A 25,466-nucleotide genomic window follows, 5' to 3' on the forward strand; every position below is an offset into this window, starting at 1 on the left:
GGTCAGACCTCGGCGACATGCTGATCGAACAGATCTCGCGCACGTTGCCAGACGGCATGATCCGTCTTTGACAGCGCCTGCAGGGTCGGCAGCAACTGGCCCGCGAAATCCTCTGAGCTTTCGCGCGGCAGCATGGATGGCAGGTTGTCGATGGCCATGACATCCAGCGGCGGCGCGTCATGCACGCGCAGCGCTGGCTCCGCCCAAGTGGTCGCGCGGTCATAGACCTGCACCGGGTTGAAGGCGCTGTCGGGGTCGCAGGCGATGTCGCCGATCACGCGCAGGGCGCGCTCGGCCTGAGGGGCATCGGGGCGGACGAAGGCGGGGGTGTCTGGCCCTGCGAGGATGCAGTTGAAGAAATAGGCGTGGTCGAGGATTTCGGGGAAGGGTCCGCCGTGGGCGGTCTCTGCCATGTCCCAACCGGTGACGGGGATGCCAAGTGCCGCGCAAAGATCGCTCGCCCCGCGTCCCACCCGGCCCAAGGCCCCGATCACGAGCGCGCGGTCGCCGCTCGCGTCGACTTGGGCGAGTTCTTTGCTCAATGCGGCTTTCAGCGCTTCGGCGTTAGCGTAGGGCGCAACCGGCCCGCAGGTCTCTCCGCGCAGCTGCGCGATGCGGCATTTGACCGAGACGGCTGCCCCCGCAAAGCCCGCCCAATAGCCAAAGGCGGCAACGCGGCGGCCATCGTCATCGGTCAGGTACTCCAAATCCAGCAGCGCGCCGCCGCCGGCCTTGAACCGCTCTAGTAGTTTGCGGCCCGAGGATTGGCCCTTGTAGGCATGGCCGAACATGATGTGCGTATGCGGCAGGGGCGTGCCGTCTTCGGGCAGTTCCTTGAGGCCAAAGATCACCGCATCGCGCGGGGCCTCGGGCCAGCTATGGGCCGGAACGATCTCGCACCCCGCCCGCGCATAGGCGGCGGTGGGGATCACGCGGCTGTCACTGTCTTCGATGCTCACCTTCGTGCCGGATGCGATCAGCGCGGCGGCCCCTTCGGGCGTCAGCCCGGTGCGGGTCTCATTGTCGCGCTGCTCGGCGCGGAGCCATAGGTGGGTCATGCCAAGAATCCTTTCGCGCGCATGGCCTTGACGCTGTCGCGGTCTTCCATCCGGGCGGCGAAGGCGTCGAGCCGTGGGTAGGCCGCACGGTCGACCCCGTCACCGGCCAGCCACCCCGAGACGACAAAGAGATAGGGATCGGCCAGCGACAGGGCATCACCCGCCACGAAGTCACCCCTAAAGGCGTGGTTCTCAATATAGGCGGCGCAATCGGCCATGGTCTGCGGCACCTTGGCTTTCATATCGTCAAAGCTGGATTGCTGATCGGCCCAGCGGTGGCCGCGCATTTTATGCGCGTGGGCCACATGCATGGTCGAGGCGAGGTAATACATCACCCCGCGCATATGCGCCGCGCGTTCAGGGTCGGCAGGGACCAGCCCCGCATCGGGCGCACGGGCGGCGACATAGTCCAACAGCGCGCCGGTCTCGGTCAGGGCGCTGCCCGCTTCGGTCACGAGGGTCGGCACGCGGCCCTTGGGGTTCAGCGCCAGATAGGGTGCTGCGGTCTGTTCGGCGCTGGCGAAATCGACCTTCACCGGCTCATAGGCCAGCCCCGCTTCTTCGAGGGCGATGGCAACTGCGACCGAGATCGTGCCGGGGGCGTAGTGAAGTTTCAGCATGGGTCAGCCTTTCGCGGGCGAGGGGTTACATATGCGTTTGTGCAAGGCGGCGGTCGGGCCGGTCAAGATGCGGCACCGCGTTGAACAGCACCGGCGACCAATGGCCGCCGATGGGAAAGAGCCGGTGCATCGAGGTATGCATGATCGCCAGCGCCAGCCGTGCCATCGCCGGGATTCCCACGCCCATCGCCTGCGCCATCGCGAGAGAGATCAGCCCGCCCGAGGTCACCACCAGCGCCGGGCCTTCGCCCTCGGCGATCTCGGCAAGGACGGATTGCACCCGCGTCTCGAAGCTCTCGTAGGTTTCGGGCGTGTCGGCGAGCTTGCCCGCCTTCCAATAGTCGAAGACCTGCGGCAGGTGGTGCACGAACTCGCCCTCGCGCGGGAAGGGCACCTTGTGCTGCTGCTCCATTAGATTGGCGAGGGTGAAATACTCCAACTCGTTCAACCGCGCATCGCGGATGGGCTCCAGCCCGGTGTTCATCCCCTCGGCAGTCTCGATATGGCGGGTCAACGTGCCGGTATAGAGCCTTGTGTGGTAGGTCTCGCTCTGGCGCAGATGGTCGCCCAGCCACGCGGCTTGCTCATGGCCAAGCGGGCTGAGTTGATCATAGCTCAGCTCGTCCTTGGCGGTGGAATTGGCTTGGCCGTGGCGGATCAGGGTAATGTGGGACATCAAATGGCTTTCACTGTTCGCCCAAGTGATAGGGCAGCTTGTCTGGCCATACAATGCACTGCGCCCCAATGCACCGCCGCGGCGTTTATCCGTGACGGGGTGTCGGGATTGGCCCCTGACAAGCGCCGGATTTTGCCTATAGTTTGGGCAATAGCCAAGGGGAGGGGGCAGCCATGGCCGAGAGGATCACATTCACGCTTGATGGGCAGACCGTCGAGGCCGAGGCCGGCATGACCATTTGGGAGGTCGCCAACGGTCGGGGTTTGAAAATCCCGCATCTGTGCCACAAACCCACCCCCGGCTACCGCCCCGACGGCAACTGCCGCGCCTGTATGGTCGAGATCGAGGGCGAGCGTGTGCTGGCAGCGTCGTGCATCCGCGAACCTGCCGAGGGGATGGTCGTGACCACCAACAACGCGCGGGCCGAGAATGCGCGCAAGATGGTGATGGAACTGCTGCTGGCCGACCAGCCCGCGCAGGACGTGGCGCATGACAAGTCGAGCCACATGCGTGAGATGGCGGCGCAGAGCGGCGTAGAGGAAAGCCGTTTTCCCAAGTTGGAGCGCGACCGCGTGCCGCTTTTGGACGACAGCCATGTCGCGATGCGGGTTAATCTCGACGCCTGTATCCAGTGCAACCTCTGCGTTCGTGCTTGCCGTGAGGTGCAGGTCAATGACGTGATCGGCATGGCAGGACGCGGCCATGACGCCTATCCGGTCTTCGACATCGACGATCCCATGGGTGCCTCGACCTGCGTGGCCTGCGGCGAATGCGTGCAGGCCTGTCCGACGGGGGCGCTGATGCCCGCCAGCGTGGTCGACGAGGCGCAAGTGGGTGATAGCGCGGATTATGACCGCGAGGTCGAAAGCGTCTGCCCCTTCTGCGGCGTCGGCTGCCAGATCTCGCTGAAGGTGAAGGACAACAAGGTCAAATATGTCGAGGGGATCAATGGCCCGGCCAACGAGGGGCGGCTCTGCGTCAAAGGGCGCTTTGGCTTCGACTACATCCACCACGAGCACCGCCTGACCAAGCCGCTGATCCGCCGCGACGACGCGCCCGCCAAGGGGCTGAACGTCGATCCGGGCAACTGGGGCGAGGTGTTCCGCGAGGCGTCCTGGGACGAGGCGCTCGATTTTGCCGCCAAGGGCCTGAAAGGGCGCCGGCGCGAGGTGGCGGGTTTCGGCAGTGCCAAATGCACTAACGAGGAAGCCTATCTGTTCCAGAAGATGATCCGGCAGGGGTTCGGGCACAACAACGTCGACCACTGCACGCGGCTGTGCCATGCCTCCTCGGTCGCGGCGCTGATGGAGAATGTCGGGAGCGGCGCGGTTACCGCGACCTTCAATGAGATCGAGAACGCCGACGTGGCCATCGTGATCGGCGCCAACCCGGTGGAGAACCACCCCGTCGCCGCGACCTATTTCAAGCAGTTCACCAAGCGCGGCGGCAAGCTCATTGTCATGGACCCGCGCGGGCAGGGCCTGCGGCGTTTCGCGTCGCATATGCTGCAGTTCCGCCCCGGCACCGACGTGGCGATGCTGAACGCGATCATGCATGTGATTGTCGAAGAAGGCCTCTACGACGAGCAATATATCAAGGCCTATACCGAGAACTGGGAGGCCGAGAAGGCGCATCTGAAGGATTTCCCGCCCGAAGCCATGGCCGCCGTCTGCGGCATTGAGGCCGAGGTGCTGCGCGACGTGGCGCGGACCTTCGCGGGGGCCAAAGCGGGGATGATTTTCTGGGGGATGGGGGTGAGCCAGCACATCCACGGCACCGACAATTCGCGCTGCCTGATTTCGCTGGCGCTGATGACCGGCCACGTCGGCCGCCCCGGCACCGGGCTGCATCCCTTGCGCGGGCAGAACAACGTGCAGGGCGCCTCGGATGCGGGCCTCATTCCGATGTTCCTGCCCGACTACCAGCCCGTCGGCGACGATGGCGTGCGCTCGGCTTTCACCGAGGTTTGGGGGTCGGATGATTTCAGCGCCGAGAAGGGGCTGACGGTGACCGAGATCATGGACGCGGTGCACGAGGGCGAGATCAAGGCGATGTATGTGCTGGGCGAGAACCCGGCGATGTCGGACCCGGATGTCGATCACGCGCGGGCGGCGCTTGCGAAACTCGACCACCTCGTGGTGCAGGACATTTTCCTGACCGAGACAGCGAATTACGCCGACGTGATCCTCCCCGCCTCGGCCTTCGCCGAGAAGTCCGGCACGGTGACCAACACCAACCGGCAGGTGCAGATGGGCCGCCCGGCGGTGACACCCCCCGGAGAAGCGCGCGAGGATTGGTGGATCGAGGTGGAACTGGCCAAGCGGCTGGGGCTGGGCTGGGACTACGAAAGCCCGGCGGAGGTCTTTGCCGAGATGAAACGCAACATGGCCTCGCTCGACAACATCACCTGGGAGCGGCTGGCTCAGGAGAATGCGGTGACCTACCCGTCGCTCAGCGAAAACGATCCCGGGCAGGCCATTGTCTTTAGCGAGGGGTTCCCCCGACCCGAAGGCCGCGCCAAATTCACCCCCGCCGCGATCGTGGCGCCGGATGACGCGCCGGATGACGCCTATCCGATGATCCTGACCACCGGGCGGCAGTTGGAACATTGGCACACCGGCTCGATGACCCGGCGCTCCAAGGTGCTGGATGGGCTGGAGCCGGAGGCGAATTGCTCGCTCCACCCGTCAACGCTGCGCCGGCTCGGCGTGGCCCCGGGGGAACATGTGCGGCTGTCGACCAAGCGCGGCAGTATCGAGATTATGGCCCGCGAGGATCGCGCGGTGGCGCCCGACATGGTGTTCCTGCCCTTCGCCTATGTCGAAGCGGCGGCGAATATCCTGACAAATCCAGCGGTTGACCCCTATGGCAAGATCCCGGAGTTTAAGTTCTCTGCCGTTAAGGTGGAGGCGGCGAGAGGGGCCGTCGCCGCCGAGTAAGGAAAGTTTGGAAGAATGAAGATTGATGCCGCCCGTTTCTTGAAAGACCTGCATGATCTGCGCGCCATCGGCGCTGCGGGTGTGGGCAAGGGCGTGGTGCGCCCGGCCTATTCCGCCGCCGATGTGGAAGCGCGCGAGTGGCTTGCCGGGCGGATGCGCGATGCCGGGTTGAAGGTCGAGGTCGATGCCATGGGCAACCTCTTTGGGCTTGCTGACGGCCCCTCGATCCTGCTGGGGTCGCATTCCGACAGCCAGCCTGAAGGTGGCTGGCTTGATGGGGCCTTGGGCGTGATTGCCGCGCTTGAAGTCGCCCGTGCGGCGGGTGAGGCCGGAGGGCCTGCGGTCTCGGTCGTGTCGTTTCAGGACGAAGAAGGGCGCTTTGGCGTGACCACCGGTTCGACGGTCTGGTCCGGCGCTTTGGATCAGGCCGAGGCCGATGGCTTTACCGACGACGCCGGGGTCAGCTTGGCCGAGGCGCGCCGCGCGATGGCGGGTATGGTCACCGGCCCCGTCGATCCCGCGCAGTTCACCGGCTATATCGAGTTGCACATCGAACAGGGGCCGACGCTGGATGACAGCGGTGAGCAGATCGGTGTGGTCAGCGACATCGTCGGCATCCGCGACATGAAGGTGACCTTTGAGGGCCAGCAGAACCACGCGGGCACCACCCCGATGGCGGTGCGGCGCGATGCTTTTCAGGCGGTGTCGGAGTTTAACAGTCTGTTGAACGACCGGCTGCGCAATGTGGTGACGCCGAGCACCGTTTGGACCATCGGCCACGTCAGCCTGCACCCCAATGCCTCGTCCATTGTGCCGGGCAAGGCCGTGTTCTCCATGCAATGGCGCGACGGGGATAGCGACCGTTTGGGGCGGATGGAGAAGATCATTCGCGAAACCGCCGAAGAGGTTGCCAAGGGCCGCGGGATGGATCTGTCCTTTGGCCCGATACTGGGACTGGAGCCGGTTTCCATGGACGCGCAGCTGCGCGATGCGCTGGCGGAGGCGGCTGAAGCTGTGGCCCCCGGCAAATGGCGCAAGATGCCCTCAGGCGCGCTGCATGACGCGACCAATGTGGCGCGGCTGATGCCGGTGGCGATGCTGTTCGCGCCGTCGATCAACGGGATCAGCCATGCTTTTGAGGAGGACACGGATGAGGCCGATTTGGTCGCGGCAGTCGAGGTGTTGGGGCGGGCGGTGGCGGCGCTTTGAGCGCCGTTAGTCCCAGTCCACATCGCCGAGGAAGATATAGCCCGCGCCGTAGATCGTCTTGATCAACTGCGGGTTCTTCGGGTCTTCGCCAAGCTTCGTGCGCAGCCGCGAGATGCGCACGTCCATCGCCCGGTCGAAGCTTTCCGAGGCGACGCCGCCGAGGCTTTCTTGCATTTGCGCGCGGCTGATCAGGCGTTTCGGCGCGTCGAGGAAGAGCCGCAGCACCTCGCCCTCGGCATGAGAAAAGGTCACCTCGGCGCCCGAGGCGTCCTGTAGCACATAACGGTCGAAATGCGCGGTCCAGCCGTTGAACCGCGCCGTGGTGCCGGCCTGCGGCGTCGGCTTGGCGCTGCGCAGGCGGGCACGGATGCGGGCCACGACCTCAGCCGGGTCGAAGGGTTTGATGATGTAGTCGTCGGCCCCCAACTCCAGCCCCGTGACCCGGTCCTGCACCTGCGCGCGGCCCGAGATGATGATCACGATGGCGCCCTGCTCAAGCGCCAGACGATGCACCAGCGTCAGCCCGTCGGTGTCGGGCAGCGACAGATCGACAAGGCAGACATCGGGCGTATGGCTCGCCAATGCGGCCTCAAAGGCCCGCGCACGGCCAAAGCTGAGCGTGTCAAAGCCCGCTTCCTGCAACGTGTCCGACAGCATCTGCCGGATCTCCGGTTCGTCGTCGAGGATGGTGACCAGCGGGCGGGGGGCGGTATCACGGCTCATGGGGCGGTGGCTTTCAGTGGGGCGATCAAGGCTTGCAGATCGTCTTTTTCAAAGGGTTTGCGCAGCACCGGCGCGAGGGTCTGCGCCTCGACGAAAAGCGGGTGATCGGGGGGCAGGGAGGTCATCAGCAAAAGTGGTAGGCTGCTGCCGACGCGGCGGGCAAGGTCGATCCCGGTGCCCTCGCCCGAAAGCTGGATGTCCGACAGGACCAGCGCGATATCGGGCAGATCGGCGATGAGGGCGGTGGCCTCATCCGCGCTGGTCGCCTCAATCACCGAATGGCCCTGATCCATCAGCATGTCGCGCACCACGGCGCGGATATCGGTGGTGTCCTCGACCAGCAGCACCAGCCCGGTGGTGGCGGGCACGGCGGCACGGTAGGGCAGGCGCAGGCTGATCTGCGCGCCGCCCTCGGGCGCATTGCTCAGCCGCAGATCGCCGCCCGAGGATTTGGTCATGTCGTAGACCATCGACAGGCCCAGCCCCGATCCCTCGCTGCCCTTGGTGGTGAAAAACGGCTCGACCCCACGCTCTAGAGCAGAGGGCGAAAAGCCCGGCCCGGTGTCGTGGATCACCCATTCGATCCAAGTGTCATGCACCAGCCGTTGGGTCAGCGTGATGGTGCCCCGCGCGCCGCAGGCGTCGCGGGCATTGAGGATGAGGTTCAACAGCGCATCCTGCACCCGACCTTTGTCGAGCAGCACCGCGCCTTCGGGCACGTCATTGCGCACCATCAGCGCGCATTTCGGCGGCAGGGTGGGGGCGGCGAGGGTAGAAAGCTCACTCAGCAAAGCGGCGGGGTCGGTGGCCACGGGGCGCAGGGCGCGGGGTTCGGTCACATCGGCGATGGAGCTCAGCAGCGTGCCGCCCCGCCGTGCGGCGGCCAAGGTGCCTTCGACCAATTCGCCCGCTTGTGGCGGCATGTCGGGCAGCCGGGCCAGTTTCGATTGCATGCCGAGGATGATCGTCAAAAGGTTCGAGAAGTCATGCGCCAGCCCAGAGATCATCCGCGAGGCCAACTCGCGTTTCAGCGTCTGTTGCAGGGCGACGCGGGTCTGGGTCTCTTCGGTGATGTCCATCGACAGGATATAGACCCCGCCGCGCCCATCGGGGGTAAAGGCACCGCGAATGCGGCGGGCGGATTCATCATGGGTGAATTCGATTACCGCCGGGCTGCCCGCATAGGCTTGGGTCAGCGCGGGCTTGATCCGCGCATAGGCCGCCGCCCCAAGCGCGTCACTGATATGCAGCCCGTAGATGTTGCTGGGCCGCCCCGGCATCACGCTGCTAAGGCGGCGGTTGGAGTAGATGTAATGTCCGCTCGCGTCGACATGGGCGATATGGGCGGGCATCATCTCGGTCGTGAGCCGGGTGCGGGCCTCGCTTTCGGTGACCTGTCGCTTGGCTTCCTCCAGCGCGGTAATCGTCGCCTCCAACTGGCGGTTCGTGGCGGCCAGTTGTTCGGCATGGGACAGCAGTTGATCGCTCAGCGCGTCTGAACGTGCGCGCAACAGCGCCTCTTGCCGCTTGGTGTTGGTGATGTCGGTATAGACGGTGACCCAGCCGCCCTGTGGCAGGGGCGAGCCTTCGACACTGATGGTGCGCCCGTTCGAGCGGGTCCGCTCCATGTAATGCGGCACGAAGGCGCGGGCCTGTTCCACCCGTTCGGCCACGAAGGCGTCGACATTCCCCACCTCGCCATATTCGCCGGTGCCAGCCAGATGGCGGATCGTATCCTCAAAGGGCGCGCCGGGGGTCACCAGCCGGTCCGGCAGGTCGAACATGGATTGAAACGGGGCGTTGCAGACCGCGAGCCGAAGGTCGCTGTCATAGATGGTCAGCGCCTGAGCGATCAGGTTCAGACCGGCATTGGTCAGCGCTTTGGTTTGGTCGTCGGTGATCTGCATCGGCATCCTTTCGCATAGGGCTAGCACCGCGCGGACGAAAGGCAAAGAGCCGCGCGTAAATCGCGCTTGACCTTCTTGCGCTGGAGGCCCCGAGAAGCGCGCCGAATGGAAACCGGAAAGGCAGAGCATGAACAAGAAAATCGGAGCAGGCGCAGCGGCGGCACTGGTCTTGGCAGGCGGATATATCTGGTGGCAGGCCGAAGACGCCCCGGCCCCCGCTGCCAGCGGCGCGGCCATGGTAAGGGTCACCGTGCCGGAGAGCCTGAGTGGCCCCGCGCAGATCGGCGCGCGGGCGTTCGAGGCGCAATGCGCCGCCTGCCACGGGGTCAACGCCGCCGGGCGCGAGGGGGGTGGTCCGCCGCTGATCCATAAGATCTATGAGCCCAGCCATCACGGCGATGCATCATTCATGGTCGCGGCCACCAATGGCGTGCGCCAGCATCACTGGTCTTTCGGCAATATGCCCCCGGTCGAAGGGATTACCCCGGCAGAGGTGAAATCAATCGTGACCTATGTGCGCGAAGTGCAGCGCGCCAACGGGATCGACTAGCGGAAAATGGGCCGCGGGGGCGCTGTAACAATTCGTTAGAATTCGGAAAAGATCAGGAAAAAGTTGACCTCCACAAAAAAGAGAACGTCACTTGTGGGATCATAGAATCGCACAAGCGATCGAACCCGCCGGGGAGGGCGGGCATGGGAGGAAGACAATTTGGCCAAGCCGCTGACGCGTGCCGACGGACCTCAGTCCGTGCCGGCGCTGTTGCACCGCAACGCAAGTGAATTCGCAAACGCCCCCGCTTACCGGGAGAAGGAATACGGGATCTGGCAAAGCTGGACCTGGTCGCAGACCCGCGACGAGGTCGAGGCGCTGGCCCTCGGGTTTCTGGAACTGGGGCTGAACGAGGGCGATTTCGTCGCCATCATTGGGCGGAACCGTCCCTATCTCTACTGGGCGATGATGGCCGCGCAGATGGCCGGGGCCGTGCCGGTGCCGCTCTATCAGGACGCCAATGCCGAAGAGATGGCCTATGTCATGGGCCATTGCGGCGCGCGTCTTGCCGTGGTGGGCGATCAGGAGCAGGTCGACAAGATCATCGAGGTGCAGGACCAGCTGCCCGACTTCGAGCGGATGATCTACCTCGACCCGCGTGGCCTTCGCAAATACGACCATTCCAAGCTCGACCAATATACCGCCGTGCAGGAGATGGGCCGCGCCAACCGCGAGAAACATATCGCCGAGTTGGAGGCGCGTCAGGCCAAGCTGGATTACGATTCCACCGGCGTGATGCTCTATACCTCGGGCACCACCGGCAAGCCCAAGGGCGTGGTGCTGAGCAACCGCAACGTGATCGAGACGGCGAAGTCGTCGTCGGAGTTCGACGACCTCAAGCGCAATGACGAGATTCTTGCCTATCTGCCGATGGCATGGGTGGGGGATTTCATCTTCTCCGTCGGCCAAGCGCTCTGGACCGGTTTCTGCACCAATTGCCCCGAAAGCGCCGACACGATGCATGTCGACTTGCGCGAGATCGGGCCGACCTATTACTTCGCCCCGCCGCGTGTCTTCGAGACGCAGCTGACCTCCGTCATGATCCGCATGGAGGACGCGAGCCGGTTCAAGAAATGGCTTTTTGACACTTTCATGGCCCATGCCCGCAAGGTCGGCCCCGCCATTCTGGACGGCAAAAAAGTGTCCGCTTGGGACCGCGCGAAATACGCGTTGGGCGAGTTGATGATCTATGGCCCGCTGAAGAACACCCTCGGCTTTAGCCGCGTGCGCGTGGGCTATACCGCCGGTGAGGCGATTGGGCCTGAAATCTTCGATTTCTACCGCTCGCTCGGCATCAACCTGAAGCAGCTCTACGGCCAGACCGAGGCGACGGTCTTCATCACCGCGCAGCCCGATGGCGAGGTGCGCAGCGATACCGTGGGCGTCACCTGCCCGGGCGTGGAGTTGAAGATCGCCGACAATGGCGAGGTCTTCTACCGCTCGCCGGGTGTCTTCGTGGAATACTACAAGAACCCCGAAAGCACCGCCGACACCAAGGACCCGGAAGGCTGGGTCGCCACCGGCGACGCGGGTTTCATCGAGGAAAGCTCGGGCCATCTGCGCATCATCGACCGCGCCAAGGACGTGGGCCAGATGGCCGACGGCAGCCTCTTCGCGCCGAAATACGTGGAGAACAAGCTCAAGTTCTTCCCCAACATCCTTGAGGCCGTGGTCTTTGGCAACCAGCGCACCGAATGCACCGCCTTCATCAACATCGACCTGACGGCGGTGGGCAACTGGGCCGAGCGCAATAATATCGGCTACGCCTCCTATCAGGAACTGGCCCGGCATCCGCAGGTGATGGACACGATCCAAGCCCACGTGGAGGAGGTGAACCGCTCGGTCGCCGAGGACGAGATGCTTTCGGGCTGTCAGGTGCACCGCTTTGTCGTGCTGCACAAGGAACTCGACGCCGACGATGGCGAGCTGACCCGCACCCGCAAGGTGCGCCGCAAGATCATCGAGGAGAAATACGCCGATATCATCGCCGCACTCTATGACGGGTCCGACAAGGTCAGCACCGAGACCGAAGTGACCTACGAGGACGGGCGCAAGGGCTCGATCAAAGCGACGCTCGAAATCCGCGACGCCGCGGTGCAGCCGGTCAGCCGCCGGATGGCAGCGGAATGAGCGCGGCAAGCGTCAGTGCCGGGCAGGCGGGAACTATGGAAAGGGACAGCGTGAAAGATCAGGCTGACAGCTATGTCACCAACGACGGCCGCACCATCGGCCCGACGGTGATGGAGATGAAGAACATCACCCTGCGCTTCGGCGGTGTGGAGGCGATCAAGGATATTTCCTTCGACATCCGCGAGGGCGAGATCCGCGCGATCATCGGGCCGAACGGGGCGGGCAAGTCCTCGATGCTGAACGTGATCAGCGGCTTCTATGTCCCGCAGGAGGGGGAGGTCTGGTACAAGGGCGCCAAGCGGCCCCCGATGAAACCCTATCAGGTGGCCCAGCAGGGCATCGCCCGGACCTTCCAGAACATCGCGCTTTTCGAAGGCATGTCGGTGCTCGACAACGTGATGACGGGGCGTCTGACGCAGATGAAAACCGGGATGCTGGCGCAATCCTTCTGGAAAGGCGCAGCGGAGCGTGAAGAGATTGAGAACCGCGAGATCGCCGAGAAGGTCATCGACTTTCTGGAAATTCAGGCGATCCGCAAGACGCCCGTGGCGCGTCTGCCTTACGGTTTGAAGAAACGCGTTGAATTGGCCCGCGCCTTGGCGGCCGAGCCGACGATCCTGCTGCTGGACGAGCCGATGGCGGGCATGAACGTCGAAGAGAAAGAGGACATGAGCCGCTTCATCCTCGACGTGAACGACGAGTTCGGCACCACCATCGCGCTGATCGAACACGACATGGGCGTGGTCATGGATCTGTCCGACCGCGTGGTCGTGATGGATTACGGCCGCAAGATCGGCGACGGCTCGCCCGACGAGGTGCGCAACAACCAAGAGGTGATCGACGCCTATCTGGGGGTGGCCCATGACTGAGCGCTGCACGATCACCCGCAACGACACTGCCGTTCTGACTTTGGGGAGGGCCAATGATGCCTGAGCAACTGGCGTTTACGATCGAGGTCTTTCTCAACGGGCTGATGGCCGGGGTGCTCTATGCGCTCGTGGCGCTTGGCTTCGTGCTGATCTACAAGGCTTCGGGCATCTTCAACTACGCGCAAGGCGTCATGGCGCTTTTTGCCGCGCTGACGCTGGTGGGGATCATGGAAGGGCAGGTGCCTTTCGGCCATCTGATCAACGCGATCCTTGGCACCGAGGTGCATCACTTCGGCTGGCACATTCCGGCGTTCCTTGCCATCGTGTTGACCATGGTCGTGATGATCGTGCTGGCCTATTGCGTGCAGCGCTTCGTCTTCCGCTACCTCGTGGGGCAGGAGCCGATCATCCTTTTCATGGCGACCATCGGTCTGGCCTATTTCCTCGAAGGGGTCGGCGACCTGATGTGGGGGTCCGAGATCAAGACGCTCGACGTCGGCCTGCCGCAGGGCATTAACGTCTGGATCGACGAATTCACCTATAACGCCACCGGCTACGGCTTTTTCATCGACAACCTCGATATCGTGGCCTCCATCGTCGCGGCGGTGCTCGTGATCGGGCTGGTGATGTTTGCGCAATACACCAAACAAGGCCGCGCCATGCGTGCCGTGGCGGATGACCATCAGGCCGCGCTTTCGGTCGGTGTCTCGCTGAACTTCATCTGGATCCTCGTCTGGTCGCTCGCGGGTTTCGTGGCGCTGGTCGCGGGGATCATGTGGGGTGCCAAGTCGGGCGTGCAGTTCTCGCTCTCGCTCATCGCGCTGAAGGCGCTGCCGGTGCTGATGCTGGGCGGCTTCACCTCGATCCCCGGCGCCATCGTCGGCGGTCTGATCATCGGCGTGGGCGAGAAGCTCTTCGAGTTCCTGATCGGCGCCCCCTTCCTTGGCGGCGCGACCGAGAACTGGTTCGCTTACATGCTGGCGCTGGTCTTTCTTGTCTTCCGCCCGCAGGGCCTCTTCGGGGAGAAGATCATTGAACGGGTTTGATACAGGCTACCCGGAAACTGTCCGGGGGACAGTTTCGCCTGTTCAAAGGGCGAAGCCCCGGGTTGATAACGGCTTGGTGCGCGGCGCGCGCGCACCCTATGGCACGGCATTGCAGGCAAGCGCAGTGCAAATGACTACCGCAGAAGGGAAAGCAGTCTAATGTTCTATCGTGAAGCGGGCGATTTCAACACATCCTACGCCCAGGACCAGCAGACCTTCCCGATCCGGTTCGACCGGTACCGCTACTATCTGGTGCTGTTCATCGCGGTCTTCGTCGTGCCCTTCGTGGTCAACGACTACTGGGTGAACTCGCTGTTCCTGCCCTTCCTGATCTACGCCATCGCGGCGATCGGGCTGAACATCCTCGTGGGTTATTGCGGGCAGGTGAGCCTTGGCACCGGGGGCTTCATGGCGGTGGGGGCTTACGCCTGTTACAAGCTGATGACGGCCATGCCCGAGGTCAGCATGTTCATCCACATCCTGCTGGCGGGCGGCATCACCGCCGCTGTGGGCGCGCTCTTCGGTCTGCCGAGCTTGCGGATCAAGGGCTTTTACCTCGCCGTGGCGACGCTGGCGGCGCAGTTCTTCCTCGTGTGGCTCTTCAACCGGGTGCCGTGGTTCTACAACTACTCCGCCTCCGGCCAAATCAGCGCGCCCGAGCGGGACACCTTCGGCATCCTGATCACCGGCCCCAATACCGAAGCCTGGGCGACCTACATGTTCTGCCTGATCTTCACCGTGGGCTCGGCGCTGGTGGCGCGCAACCTGACGCGCGGCTCGGTGGGCCGTAAGTGGATGGCGATCCGCGACATGGACATCGCCGCCGAGATCATCGGGGTGAACCCGCTGCGCGCCAAGCTCACGGCCTTCGCGGTCAGCTCCTTCTTCATCGGCATCTCCGGCGCGCTCTTCTTCTCGATCTATCTGGGCGCGGTCGAAGTGGGCGAAGCCTTTGGTATCAACAAATCGTTCCTCGTGCTCTTCATGATCATCATCGGCGGCTTGGGCAGCATCTTTGGCAGCTTCGCCGGGGCGGCGTTCCTTGTACTGTTGCCTGTCTTGCTCAAGATCGTCGGCGTGGACTGGCTGGGCTGGCCCACGGATATCGTGGCGCACCTGCAGTTGGTGATCGTGGGCGGGCTGATCGTGGTCTTCCTGATCGCAGAGCCGCACGGGCTGGCGCAGCTGTGGCGCGTGGCCAAGGAGAAATTGAGATTGTGGCCCTTCCCGCACTAAGCGGGAGCCATGAAAAGCGAGGCCGGAGGGAGGAAACCCGGCCCAAACACCCAAGTCGGACAATCCAAGGGAGGAAACACCGATGAAATACAAACTGGGAACACTGGCCGTAGCTGGCCTGATGGCCGCAAGCCCCGTGATGGCGGACCTTGTCTTTCCGTCGCTGAGCTATCGCACCGGGCCCTATGCCGCGGGCGGCATCCCCTTCGCCGACGGCTATGCCGATTACTTCACCCTGCTCAATGAGCGTGACGGCGGCATCGGTGGCGAGCCTATCCGCGTCCCGGAATGCGAGACCGCCTATAACACCGAGAAGGGCGTGGAATGCTACGAATCCACCAAGGGTGAAGGCGCGTTGGTGTACCAGCCGCTCTCGACCGGCATCACCTACCAGTTGATCCCCAAGGTCACCGCCGATGACATCTCGATGCTGACCTCCGGTTTGGGCCGTACCTCGGCCAAGAACGGCAATGTCTTCAGCCATGTCTTCAACTTCCCGGCCAACTATTGGGATGGCGCTTCGGTCGCGGTAAAGCACATCATGGAGCAGGAGGGCGGCAGCCTTGAGGGCAAGAAGATCGCGCTGGTCTATCACAACTCCGCCTATGGCAAGGAGCCGATCCGCACCCTGCAGGAACTGAGCAAGAAACATGGTTTCGAGCTGAAGGAAGTGCCCGTTGACCACCCCGGTCAGGAGCAGAAATCACAGTGGCTGCAAATCCGCCGTGACAAGCCCGACTATGTGATCATGTACGGCTGGGGCGTGATGAACCAAGTTGCCGTTCAGGAAGCCGCCAACATCCGCTTTCCGATGGACAAGTTCATCGGCATCTGGTGGTCCGGCTCCGAGAACGACGTGCTGGCCGCGGGCGCCAAGGCCGATGGCTACAAGGCGCTGACCTTCCACAACGTCGGTTCCGATTACCCGCTCTATGACGACCTTCAGGAATACGTTGTCGACGCGGGCAAAGCCGCGGGCGCAGGCGATCAGGTCGGCTCCGTTCTGTACAACCGTGGCATCTACGCCGCGATGCTGGTGGCCGAGGCCGCGCGCACCGCGCAGGAAATCCACGGCGTGACCGACATCACCAGCGGCCAGATGCGCGACGGTATGGAGCAGCTTGAGATCACCGAAGAGAAGATGGCGGCGCTTGGCCTGCCGGACTTCGGCCCCGAGTTCAGCGTCTCTTGCGAGAACCACGGCGGCGAAGGTTTCGTGGCCGTGACGCAGTGGGATGCCGAGGCCAAGGAGTGGAACCTCGTCTCGGACTTCATGCAGTCGGATCAGGACGTGATCCAGCCGCTGATCGATGCCGACAGCTCGGCCTATGCCGAGGAAAACGCCATCGAGGGCAACTGCTAAGAACCCTGCTCCCGGCCACCTTGCGGGTGGCCGGGGACACCTTCGAACCCCAAGAAAGGTCATGCCCATGCTGGATGCCGCCAACACCAATGACGTCGCAGTCGACAACCTGCTCGAGGTCAACAATATCGAGGTGATCTACAACCACGTCATCCTCGTGCTGAAGGGCGTCAGCCTGAACGTGCCCAAGGGCGGCATCACCGCGCTTCTGGGCGGCAATGGCGCGGGCAAGACGACGACGCTCAAGGCGATCTCGGGTCTGCTGGCCTCGGAACGTGGCGAGGTCACCAAGGGCTCGATCAAGTACCGCGGCGGCGCGATCCAGCATCAAGACCCCGCCGAGATCGTGAAACAGGGGGTCGTGCAGGTCATGGAAGGCCGGCACTGTTTTGAACACCTCACCATCGAGGAAAACCTGCTCACTGGCGCCTACACGCGCAGCGACGGCAATGCCGCGATCCAGCAGGACCTTGAGATGGTCTATAATTATTTCCCCCGTCTGAAGGAGCGCCGCCGATCTCAGGCGGGCTATACCTCGGGCGGCGAGCAGCAGATGTGCGCCATCGGCCGCGCGCTCATGTCCCGCCCCGAGACGATCCTTCTGGACGAGCCGTCGATGGGTCTGGCCCCGCAGCTGGTGGAGCAGATCTTCGAGATCGTGAAATCGGTGAACGAACAGGAGGGGGTGACCTTCCTTCTGGCCGAGCAGAACACCAACGTGGCCCTGCGTTTCGCGCATTACGGCTACATCCTCGAATCGGGGCGCGTGGTGATGGACGGTCCCGCCAAGGACCTGCGCGAGAACCAGGACGTGAAGGAATTCTACCTCGGCATGTCCGACGAAGGCCGCAAGAGCTTCCGCGACGTGCGCAGCTACCGCCGCCGCAAGCGCTGGCTCAGCTAAGCCGGCTTCGCCCGGCCCCGAAGGAAAGACCCAAGAGAAGACCAGAGCGGGCCTATGCCCTCTCCAGTGATGCTATAGCAGGAAAGTGACAGGGATGCTGACCAAGCCCCATTTCGACGATCTGGAAACCCGCAGTGCCGACCAACGGGCGGCCGATCTGGCGCAGGCCTTGCCGCAGCAGATCGCCCGCGCGCAGGGTTTGCCGGGCTATGGCGACACGCTGAAGGATGTGGATGCCACGCAGATCACCTCGGCCGAGGCGCTCGCCGACCTGCCGGTGCTGCGAAAGTCTGAGCTCGGCAAGGCGCAGGCCGGCCAGCCGCCCTTCGGTGGCTTCACCACCAAGCCGGTGCATGACTTCTCCCATGTCTTCCAATCCCCCGGCCCGATTTATGAGCCGTCGAGCAACGATCCCGACTGGTGGCGAATGGGGCGGTTCCTGCATGCTGCCGGGATCGGCGCGGGCGACGTGGTGCACAATTGCTTTGGCTACCACCTGACTCCCGCGGGCATGATCTTCGAAAGCGGCGCGCGCGCCGTGGGGGCCACCGTGCTGCCTGCCGGGACCGGCCAGACCGAGCTTCAGGTCACCGCGGCGCGCGACGTGGGCTCCACCGCCTATGCCGGCACGCCGGATTACCTGAAGGTGATTCTTGAGAAGGCCGATGCCATGGGGGTGAAGCTGAACATCACCAAGGCGGCGGTCGGCGGCGGGGCGCTGTTCCCGAGCCTGCGCGCCTTTTATCAGGAGCGCGGCATCACCTGCCTGCAATCCTATGCCACGGCGGATCTGGGCAATATCGCCTATGAAAGCCCCGCGATGGAGGGGCTTATCGTCGACGAGCAGGTCATCGTCGAGATCGTCACCCCCGGCACCGGAATCCCGGTGGCCCCGGGCGAGGTCGGCGAGGTCGTGGTCACCACGCTCAACCCCGACTACCCGCTCATCCGCTTCGCCACTGGCGATCTCAGCGCCGTGCTGGAGGGTGAAAGCCCCTGTGGACGCACGAATATGCGCATCAAGGGCTGGATGGGCCGCGCCGACCAGACCACCAAGATCAAGGGCATGTTCGTCCGGCCCGAGCAGGTCGCCGCATTGGTCGCCCAGCACGACGAGATCGAGAAGGCCCGCGTCATCGCCAGCCGGGAAGGCGAGGCCGATGTCATGACGGTGCAGATCGAGACCGCCGGAGAGGACAAGGACGCCTATGCCCAATCCGTGGCCGATCTGCTCAAGCTCAAGGGGCGTGTCGAACTGGTTGCCCCCGGCAGCCTGCCGCGCGACGGGCTGGTGATCGAGGATACCCGCAGCTACGATTGAGGCGCGGCGTCGCGCCCTCTGGCATTTCCGAGTGAAATCGTCGAAATAGGGCGCATGACGCTGAACGCCGCCTCCACCGAGACGCCCCATCTGCGCCGCGCCCGCGACGGGCTGCGCGCCCTGTCGGCCGTCGCCCTGACCGTGGCCGTCTTCTGTGCGCTGCCGATGCTGGCGGTGCTGATCGCCGCCCTCAGCGGCGGGACGGAGACGGTGCAGCACCTGATCGACACGGTGCTGGGGCGCTACACGGTCACGACATTGCTCTTGGTGCTGCTGGTCTCTCTGGGCACCTTCGCCATCGGTGTGGGGGCCGCGTGGCTGGTCACGATGACGCGTTTTCCGGGGGCGAAACTTCTCGAAATCGCGCTGGTGCTGCCGCTGGCCTTCCCGGCCTATGTGCTGGCCTATGCCTATACCCATGTGCTGGACCATCCCGGCATCGTGCAGACCGTGCTGCGCGACGTCACCGGCTGGGGGCCGCGCGACTACTGGTTCCCCGAGATCCGCTCGCTCGGCGGGGCGGCGGCGATGCTGGTGCTGGTGCTCTATCCCTATGTTTATCTGCTGGCGCGCGCCGCCTTTCTGCAGCAGAGCGGGACGACCTTTCTGGCCGCCCGCGCGCTCGGCTCCAGCGCATGGGCCGCGTTTTTCAAGGTCAGCCTGCCGCTGGCCCGACCCGCGATTGCGGGCGGCGTGCTGCTGGCGGTGATGGAGACCATCGCCGATTTCGGCACCGTGGCCTATTTCGGCGTGCAGACCTTCGCCACCGGCATCTACACCAGCTGGTTTTCGATGTTCGACCGCGCCGCGGCGGCGCAACTGGCGCTCTGCCTGCTGAGTTTCGCCCTGCTGCTGGCGATGCTGGAGCGCGCACAGCGTGGCAAGGCCAAGTATCACGACCCCGCGCGCCGGACCCAGTCCGCGCCGCCGGCCGAGTTGAAGGGCTGGCAGGCCGCGGCGGCGATCGTGCTTTGCGGGGTGCCGGTGCTCTTCGGGGCGGTGTTGCCGGTGGTGATCCTCGTGACCATGGGGCTCGACAGTGAGCAGAGCCTGTTCAGCCCGCGCTACCTCGGTTTCATGCGCAATTCGGTGACGCTTGCGGGGGTCGCGGCGGTGCTGACGGTGCTGGCGGCGATCAGCGTGGGGTTCTACCGGCGGCTGCGCCCGGGACGGGTCTCGCAGGGTGCGGCCTATGTGGCGCGGCTTGGCTACGCGGTGCCGGGCGGGGTGATCGCGGTGGGGCTGCTGGTGCCTTTCGCGGCCTTCGACAACGCGCTTGACGCTTGGATGCGCGAGACCTTCGACATTTCCACCGGGCTTCTGATCACCGGGTCGATCTGGTTGTTGGTGCTGGCCTATCTGGTGCGTTTTCTGGCCGCGGCGCTTGGCGCCTACGAGGGCGGGCAGTCCATGGTGCATGCTAATATGGACGCCGCTGCGCGCTCGCTGGGGCAGACGCCCCTGGGTACTTTGCGCCGGGTGCATCTGCCGATCCTCGCGCCGAGCCTGCTGACCGCGCTGCTGATCGTCTTCGTCGACGTGATGAAGGAATTGCCCGCGACGCTGATCATGCGGCCGTTCAACTATGACACTTTGGCCGTGCAGGCGTATCGGTTGGCGAGCGACGAGCGGCTCAATGGGGCGGCGGTGCCGAGCTTGGTGATCGTGGCAATGGGGCTGTTGCCGGTGATCCTGATCTGCCGACAGGTGGGGCGTCAGCGGTAGATTTCGAGGGCCAGCGCCTGCCCGTGGGGTGGCGATCCTAACGTGCCTTCGTGCCAATTTATGGTGCCGCCTTGGTGTGACTTAGATGACTTCCACCCAGCCTCACCAAATCGCCCCCCCGTCGCACCAGAGGTGCGCCGTTATTGATCGGCACGCCTTTGGCGTGACGGGACGGGCAGGCGATGGCCCGGCGCCTGCGGCTTGATTCCGGGCCGTCTGGCGATGAGGGCAGCGCCCTCCCTGGGGGGCGATGATCGGCCTGCTTTCTGCATTGTCATTGCCAAGGGCGCAGGCGCTGCGTCATGGGCCAGCGTTGCAAAATCGCCCTCCGGGGGGAGGGAGGGCGATGCCCGTGGTTCCCACGGGCGGGGCGCTAGATGCGGGCAGCGCAGCGCAACAAAAAAAGGCGGGCCCGAAAGCCCGCCTCCTGCGCGATTGCCGTGCTGATTATTCCCAGCCGACCGTGTTGAAGATCTTCTGCGCGGTGCCGATGTTCTCGGCCACGTCCGACAGGTTCACGTCGTCGGCCTTGAACTCACCCAGCTGTTTCACGCTGTCGGCCAGTTCCACGCCTTCCACGGTGGGGAATTCGTCGTTGCCCGCCGAGAAGTAGACCTGCGCCTGATCCGAGGCGAGATACTCAAGGAATTTCACCGCGTTCTCACGGTTCGGCGCGTTCTTGGCCACACCGCCGCCCGAGAGGTTCATATGCGCGCCGTTGCCTTCCTGATCCGGCCAGATCACGCCGATCTTGCCGATATCGGCGCTCACGCCATCGACATCGGTGCGGATCGCACGGGCGAAATAGTAGCTGTTGGAGACCGCGATGTCGCACTCACCGGAAACGATGCCGCGCAGCTGGTCGGTGTCACCGCCCTGCGGGGCGCGCGCCATGTTGTCGACCACGCCCTGCGCCCATTCGGTCGCGGCTTCTTCGCCCTCATGGGTCACGATGGAGGCCAGCAGGGTCTGGTTGTAGGTGTTGGTCGAGGACCGGATGCAGACCTGACCTTTGTACGCCGGATCGGCGAGGTCCATGTAGGTCTCGGGCGGGTTGTCCATCGTCTCTTTGTTGAAGAAGATGATCCGCGCACGCTGCGACAGGCCGAACCACTGGTTGTCGTCGTCTTGCAGGTTCGAGGGGATGCGCTCTTCCAGCGTCTCGCTCTCAACAGCTTGCAGCAGGCCCAAGTCCTTGGCGCGCTTCAGGCGGCTTGTGTCCACGGTCAGCAGGACGTCGGCGGGGGAGTTCGCGCCTTCGGCTTCCATACGGGCCAGCAGTTCGTCGGCCTTGCCTTCGATGCGGTTGATGGTGATGCCGGTCGCTTCGGTAAAGTCGGAGTAGAGCCGCTCATCGGTGTCGTAGTGACGCGAAGAGTAGAGGTTCAACTCGCCATCGGCCAGCGCAGGAAGGGCCAGCGCCATCAGCGCGGCGGCGGCAGTCGATGTTTTGCAGAAGGTCATATCAGGGTCCTGTTCCATTGGGATAACTTGACTGAAACAGTAAGAAACAGATTTCACCCCTTCCTGCAACCAATTCCGAGAGATTTGGTCGGAAAGCCCCCGGCCAAGCCGGGCCGGGGGGCTGCGTGGTCAGTCTTTGCTGCCGATCTTGTCTTGGGTCTTGGTGTCGAAATCGCTGGCGTCGTGACGCTCGTGCAATTGCATCGACAGGTCATCGCCGAAGGCGCGGTTGACCATCCGGCCCCGCGTCACGGCAGGGCGCGCGTCAATCGCCTCGGCCCAACGCATCACGTTCTTGTAAGAGGTCACATCGAGGAATTCCGCCGCGGAGTAGAGCCTGCCGAGAACCAACTGCCCATACCAGCTCCAGATCGCCATATCGGCGATGGAGTATTCATCGGCGAAATATTCGTGCTCGGCCAGATGTTTGTCCATCACGTCAAGCTGGCGCTTGGTCTCCATCGCGAAACGGTTGATGGGGTATTCGAACTTCTCGGGCGCATAGGCATAGAAATGGCCAAAACCACCGCCGAGGTAGGGCGCGCTGCCCATCTGCCAGAAGAGCCACGAGAGCGCTTCGGTCCGGCGGGCGGGGTCTTGGGGCAGGAAGGCGCCGAACTTCTCGGCGAGATAGAGCAGGATCGCCCCCGATTCGAAGACCCGCTGCGGCGTGTCGCCGGAACGGTCCAGCAGCGCGGGGATTTTCGAATTAGGGTTCACCTCGACAAAGCCGGAGCCGAACTGATCGCCCTCGGAAATATCGATCAACCACGCGTCATATTCCGCCGCTTTGTGGCCCGCCGCCAGCAGCTCTTCGAACATCACCGTGACTTTGACCCCGTTGGGCGTGGCGAGGGAGTAAAGCTGAAAGGGATGCTCTCCAACGGGCAGTTCCTTGTCATGGGTCGCACCAGCGATGGGCCGGTTGGTGCTGGCGAATTTGCCGCCGCTCTCTGATTCCCATTTCCAAACCTTGGGGGGCGTATATTCGGGGGTGTCCGACATGATGGTCTTCCTTGTTATTCAAGCCTGCCTTGAAGGTGGGGTTTTGCGCCGGGGTTGCAAGCAGATAGGCGCAACGAAAAAAGCCGCCCCCGAAGGAGCGGCCTTTAAATCGAATAGCTGCGAAGCTCAGCCCTGACGGGCTTTGAACCGGCGCTGCGTCTTGTTGATGACGTAAACGCGGCCTTTGCGACGCACAACACGGCAATCGCGATGCCGATTCTTGAGCGAGCGGAGCGAATTGCGAACCTTCATGGTCGTCTCCTCATGTCGTGGCGCGGGCCAGCGCCTGGGTTGCGGGCAACCCGCCAAGGGCGGGTCGATGAATAAATGGTGGGCGATACTGGGATCGAACCAGTGACCCCTTCGATGTCAACGAAGTGCTCTACCGCTGAGCTAATCACCCACTTTTCAGCGTTTCCGTATCGGCCCCAAAACTAAATGGGGCGCGAAATTTCGCGCCGTTGGGGTCCTATAAAAGGAGTCGGCGGCGGGATCAAGGGCTTTTGGCGCGGAATAAACACGCTATGTTCGACTTAGAGGAATTTATTATGCCGATGACCGCTTACGAAGTACTGCATCCGGACCGAAACCGCTCTTGCGTGGTTTTTGCATCGCCCCATTCGGGGCGGGATTATGCGGCGTCTTTCCTGCGGCGGTCGGTTTTGGACGAACATGCGATCCGTTCGTCCGAAGATGCCTTTGTTGATCTCTTGTTCGACTGCGCACCGCTGCATGGCGCTTCTTTTATCAAAGCCGGGGCCCCGCGGGCCTATATCGACCTCAATCGCGCGCCGGAGGAGTTGGATCCGTCGGTCATCGAAGGCATTCCGCGGCAGGGGCATAACCCGCGCGTGGCCTCGGGGCTGGGGGTGATTCCCCGCGTGGTGGCCAATGGCCGGGCGATTTATCGCGGCAAACTGACCCAAGAAGAGGCGCAGTTGCGAATCGACAGCTACTGGCGGCCCTATCACGCGAAATTGCAGGAGTTGCTGAGCGGGGCGCATCGCCGCCATGGCCAAGCGGTGCTGGTCGATTGCCATTCCATGCCGCATGAGGCGATGGACGGCGTGGCGCGCGGTGGGATGCGGCGGCCCGATGTCGTGCTGGGGGATCGTTTTGGCGCGGCAGCGGGGGGCGAGGTGGTCGACCGGATCGAAGCGGCCTTCGTCGACGCGGGGTTCGTGGTGACGCGCAATTCGCCCTTCGCGGGGGCCTATATCACCCAAGCCTATGGCCGCCCGTCCCGGGGGCAGCATGCGGTGCAGGTGGAAATCGACCGCGCGCTTTACATGAACGAGCGGTTGATTCGCCCCAATGGCGCTTTCGAGGCGGTACAGGCGGCGTTGCAACGCGTCGTGGCCGAGGTGGCGCAGATCGGGCAGGAGCGGCTTCCGCTTGCCGCGGAGTAGGCTCAGCGCAGCGCGCGGCCTTTGACGATGGCTTTTTCACCAAAACGGCTACGGATGCTATCGGCGGCGCGTTCCGCGCGGCTGCGTTGTGCTGCACCGGGGTCGAGCAGATCGCCCGCCATATCCGCCCCTTCCGCACCCGAAAGATCGGATAGGCCCACGCCGATGAGCCGGTACGCGCTTTGGTGGTCGACCTGATCAAAAAGCGCGCGGGCGGTGCGGTAAATCCGGTCGGCCAATTGGGTCGGATCATGCAGCGAGAGGCGGCGCGACAGCACGGTATGATCGGCGCGTTTGAGCTTGAGCGTCACCACCCGGCCCGCCATCTCTTTCGCCTTGGCGCGGTCCGCCACCTTTTCCGCCAAACGCCAGATATGGCCGTCCAGAATCTCCGCGTCGCCCGTATCGTCGGAGAATGTCGTTTCATTACTGATCGACTTCACCGGGCGGTGGCGCGAGACGCGGCGGGTGTCTTGGCCCCGTGCCAGATGCCACAGCCGGTCCCCCATGCTGCCAAAGCGCGCGATGAGATCGGTCTGTTCCCACCGCAGGAGATCGGAAAAGCTGCGGATGCCGGCCTTCTCCAGTGCAGTCTGGGTGGCGGCACCGACGCCCCAGATCATGCCCACGGGTTTGTCGCGCAGAAAGTCCGCCGTTTCCCCCGCGCCGATGACAGAGAACCCATGCGGCTTGTCGAGGTCCGAGGCGACCTTGGCCAGAAACTTGTTGTGGCTCAGCCCGATGGAGCCGGTCAGCCCCAGTTCGGTTTTCATCCGCCGCACCAGCCGCGCCAGCATCATCGCCGGGGGCTGGCCGTGCAGCCGCGCGGTGCCGGTCATGTCGAGAAAGGCTTCGTCCAGCGACAGCGGCTCGATGGCCGGGGTCATCTCTTCCATCATGGCGCGGATCGCACGGGAGGCTTCGACATAGACCTCCATCCGCGGCTTGATGATCACCGCTTCGGGGCAGAGCTTGAGCGCCTGAAACATCGGCATGGCCGAGCGCACGCCGCGAATGCGCGCGACATAGCAAGCGGTCGACACGACCCCGCGCCGTCCCCCGCCGATGATGACGGGTTTGCCCGCGAGTTCGGGATTGTCGCGTTTTTCGACCGAAGCATAGAAGGCGTCGCAATCCATATGGGCGATGGAGAGGTCAAAGAGTTCCGGGTGGGACAGCACGCGCGGGCTGCCGCAGCGCGGACAGCGCCGCGACGGCGGGATTTCAGACAGACAATCGCGACAGAGGGTAGCCATGGGTACACCGGGAGGGCAGGGTTCGGGCGACGATTCTAACCAGATCGCGAGGGATT

General features: G+C 63.9%; 21 protein-coding genes and 1 tRNA gene. 12 read left to right on the plus strand and 10 right to left on the minus strand.

Annotated features, from left to right (window positions below; all coding sequences use genetic code 11):
- Positions 1–2: 2 nt before the first annotated feature.
- Genes ACGYK2_RS14940 through ACGYK2_RS14950 form a run of 3 tightly spaced genes read right to left on the minus strand, consistent with a single transcriptional unit; the run spans position 3 to position 2,354 of the window.
- Positions 3–1,058 carry a saccharopine dehydrogenase gene (locus tag ACGYK2_RS14940; protein ID WP_271688886.1) on the minus strand — a complete coding sequence of 352 codons (1,056 nt, stop codon included), beginning with the start codon at positions 1,056–1,058 and terminating at the stop codon, positions 3–5.
- Entirely contained in the window at positions 1,055–1,678 is a 624-nt protein-coding gene (locus ACGYK2_RS14945) for a glutathione S-transferase family protein (RefSeq protein WP_271688887.1), read from the minus strand. Before ACGYK2_RS14945 ends, ACGYK2_RS14940 begins: the two co-directional genes overlap by 4 nt.
- 25 nt (positions 1,679–1,703) lie before the next feature.
- Positions 1,704–2,354: a histidine phosphatase family protein gene (locus ACGYK2_RS14950; RefSeq protein WP_209218422.1), complete on the minus strand. Its 651-nt coding sequence runs from the start codon at positions 2,352–2,354 to the stop codon at positions 1,704–1,706.
- 173 nt (positions 2,355–2,527) lie between these two features.
- Between ACGYK2_RS14950 and fdhF the strand changes: the two genes are divergently transcribed.
- Positions 2,528–5,293, plus strand: a complete 2,766-nt coding sequence (gene fdhF / locus ACGYK2_RS14955) for a formate dehydrogenase subunit alpha (protein WP_271688888.1) — start codon at positions 2,528–2,530, stop codon at positions 5,291–5,293.
- A 15-nt stretch (positions 5,294–5,308) separates the two neighbouring features.
- Positions 5,309–6,502 (plus strand): Zn-dependent hydrolase, encoded by a 1,194-nt coding sequence (locus ACGYK2_RS14960; RefSeq protein WP_271688889.1) that lies wholly within the window; start codon positions 5,309–5,311, stop codon positions 6,500–6,502.
- A 6-nt stretch (positions 6,503–6,508) separates the two neighbouring features.
- Here the strand turns inward: ACGYK2_RS14960 and ACGYK2_RS14965 are convergent, their stop codons facing one another.
- Positions 6,509–7,225 carry a response regulator transcription factor gene (locus ACGYK2_RS14965; protein ID WP_271688890.1) on the minus strand — a complete coding sequence of 239 codons (717 nt, stop codon included), beginning with the start codon at positions 7,223–7,225 and terminating at the stop codon, positions 6,509–6,511.
- Positions 7,222–9,132 carry a PAS-domain containing protein gene (locus ACGYK2_RS14970; protein ID WP_271688891.1) on the minus strand — a complete coding sequence of 637 codons (1,911 nt, stop codon included), beginning with the start codon at positions 9,130–9,132 and terminating at the stop codon, positions 7,222–7,224. Before ACGYK2_RS14970 ends, ACGYK2_RS14965 begins: the two co-directional genes overlap by 4 nt.
- Positions 9,133–9,259: 127 nt before the next feature.
- Here ACGYK2_RS14970 and ACGYK2_RS14975 point away from each other — a divergent pair, with 127 nt between their 5' ends.
- From ACGYK2_RS14975 to ACGYK2_RS15015, 9 genes are all read left to right on the plus strand, one after another.
- Positions 9,260–9,682, plus strand: coding sequence for a cytochrome c (locus ACGYK2_RS14975; protein WP_271688892.1), 423 nt, complete (start codon positions 9,260–9,262; stop codon positions 9,680–9,682).
- A 159-nt stretch (positions 9,683–9,841) separates the two neighbouring features.
- Positions 9,842–11,812 carry an AMP-binding protein gene (locus ACGYK2_RS14980; RefSeq protein WP_271688893.1) on the plus strand — a complete coding sequence of 657 codons (1,971 nt, stop codon included), beginning with the start codon at positions 9,842–9,844 and terminating at the stop codon, positions 11,810–11,812.
- Between the two features lie 50 nt (positions 11,813–11,862).
- The gene (locus tag ACGYK2_RS14985) at positions 11,863–12,681 is read left to right on the plus strand and encodes an ABC transporter ATP-binding protein (protein ID WP_271689917.1); all 819 of its coding nucleotides are present in this window, start codon (positions 11,863–11,865) and stop codon (positions 12,679–12,681) included.
- A gap of 56 nt (positions 12,682–12,737) precedes the next feature.
- On the plus strand, positions 12,738–13,727 hold the full coding sequence (locus tag ACGYK2_RS14990) for a branched-chain amino acid ABC transporter permease (RefSeq protein WP_271688894.1): 990 nt from the start codon (positions 12,738–12,740) through the stop codon (positions 13,725–13,727).
- Between the two features lie 159 nt (positions 13,728–13,886).
- Positions 13,887–14,963, plus strand: coding sequence for a branched-chain amino acid ABC transporter permease (locus ACGYK2_RS14995; RefSeq protein ID WP_067267750.1), 1,077 nt, complete (start codon positions 13,887–13,889; stop codon positions 14,961–14,963).
- Positions 14,964–15,045: 82 nt separating this feature from the next.
- Entirely contained in the window at positions 15,046–16,326 is a 1,281-nt protein-coding gene (locus ACGYK2_RS15000; protein ID WP_271688895.1) for an ABC transporter substrate-binding protein, read from the plus strand.
- 67 nt (positions 16,327–16,393) lie between these two features.
- A complete protein-coding gene (locus tag ACGYK2_RS15005) occupies positions 16,394–17,230 on the plus strand; it encodes an ABC transporter ATP-binding protein (protein WP_067267747.1) in 837 nt (278 codons plus the stop codon).
- Between the two features lie 94 nt (positions 17,231–17,324).
- Positions 17,325–18,551: a phenylacetate--CoA ligase family protein gene (locus tag ACGYK2_RS15010; RefSeq protein WP_271688896.1), complete on the plus strand. Its 1,227-nt coding sequence runs from the start codon at positions 17,325–17,327 to the stop codon at positions 18,549–18,551.
- 165 nt (positions 18,552–18,716) lie between these two features.
- Positions 18,717–20,276 carry an ABC transporter permease gene (locus ACGYK2_RS15015; protein ID WP_394374328.1) on the plus strand — a complete coding sequence of 520 codons (1,560 nt, stop codon included), beginning with the start codon at positions 18,717–18,719 and terminating at the stop codon, positions 20,274–20,276.
- 447 nt (positions 20,277–20,723) lie between these two features.
- Here the strand turns inward: ACGYK2_RS15015 and ACGYK2_RS15020 are convergent, their stop codons facing one another.
- The 4 genes from ACGYK2_RS15020 to ACGYK2_RS15035 all read right to left on the minus strand — a co-directional run bounded on the left by ACGYK2_RS15020 (position 20,724) and on the right by ACGYK2_RS15035 (position 23,148).
- Positions 20,724–21,740 carry a Fe(3+) ABC transporter substrate-binding protein gene (locus ACGYK2_RS15020; RefSeq protein WP_271688898.1) on the minus strand — a complete coding sequence of 339 codons (1,017 nt, stop codon included), beginning with the start codon at positions 21,738–21,740 and terminating at the stop codon, positions 20,724–20,726.
- A gap of 129 nt (positions 21,741–21,869) precedes the next feature.
- Positions 21,870–22,745, minus strand: a complete 876-nt coding sequence (yghU, locus tag ACGYK2_RS15025; protein WP_271688899.1) for a glutathione-dependent disulfide-bond oxidoreductase — start codon at positions 22,743–22,745, stop codon at positions 21,870–21,872.
- Positions 22,746–22,871: 126 nt separating this feature from the next.
- A complete protein-coding gene (gene ykgO, locus ACGYK2_RS15030) occupies positions 22,872–22,997 on the minus strand; it encodes a type B 50S ribosomal protein L36 (RefSeq protein WP_005850168.1) in 126 nt (41 codons plus the stop codon).
- A gap of 76 nt (positions 22,998–23,073) precedes the next feature.
- Positions 23,074–23,148 (minus strand) — tRNA-Val (locus tag ACGYK2_RS15035).
- Between the two features lie 145 nt (positions 23,149–23,293).
- Here ACGYK2_RS15035 and ACGYK2_RS15040 point away from each other — a divergent pair.
- Entirely contained in the window at positions 23,294–24,154 is an 861-nt protein-coding gene (locus ACGYK2_RS15040; protein WP_209218410.1) for an N-formylglutamate amidohydrolase, read from the plus strand.
- Positions 24,155–24,156: 2 nt separating this feature from the next.
- Here ACGYK2_RS15040 and ACGYK2_RS15045 read toward each other — a convergent pair whose 3' ends face one another.
- A complete protein-coding gene (locus ACGYK2_RS15045; protein ID WP_271688901.1) occupies positions 24,157–25,410 on the minus strand; it encodes a DNA polymerase IV in 1,254 nt (417 codons plus the stop codon).
- Between the last annotated feature and the right edge of the window lie 56 nt (positions 25,411–25,466).

This window comes from Sulfitobacter sp. 1A10359 (assembly GCF_043558145.1).
GTDB classification, from domain to species: Bacteria; Pseudomonadota; Alphaproteobacteria; order Rhodobacterales; family Rhodobacteraceae; genus Sulfitobacter; species Sulfitobacter faviae.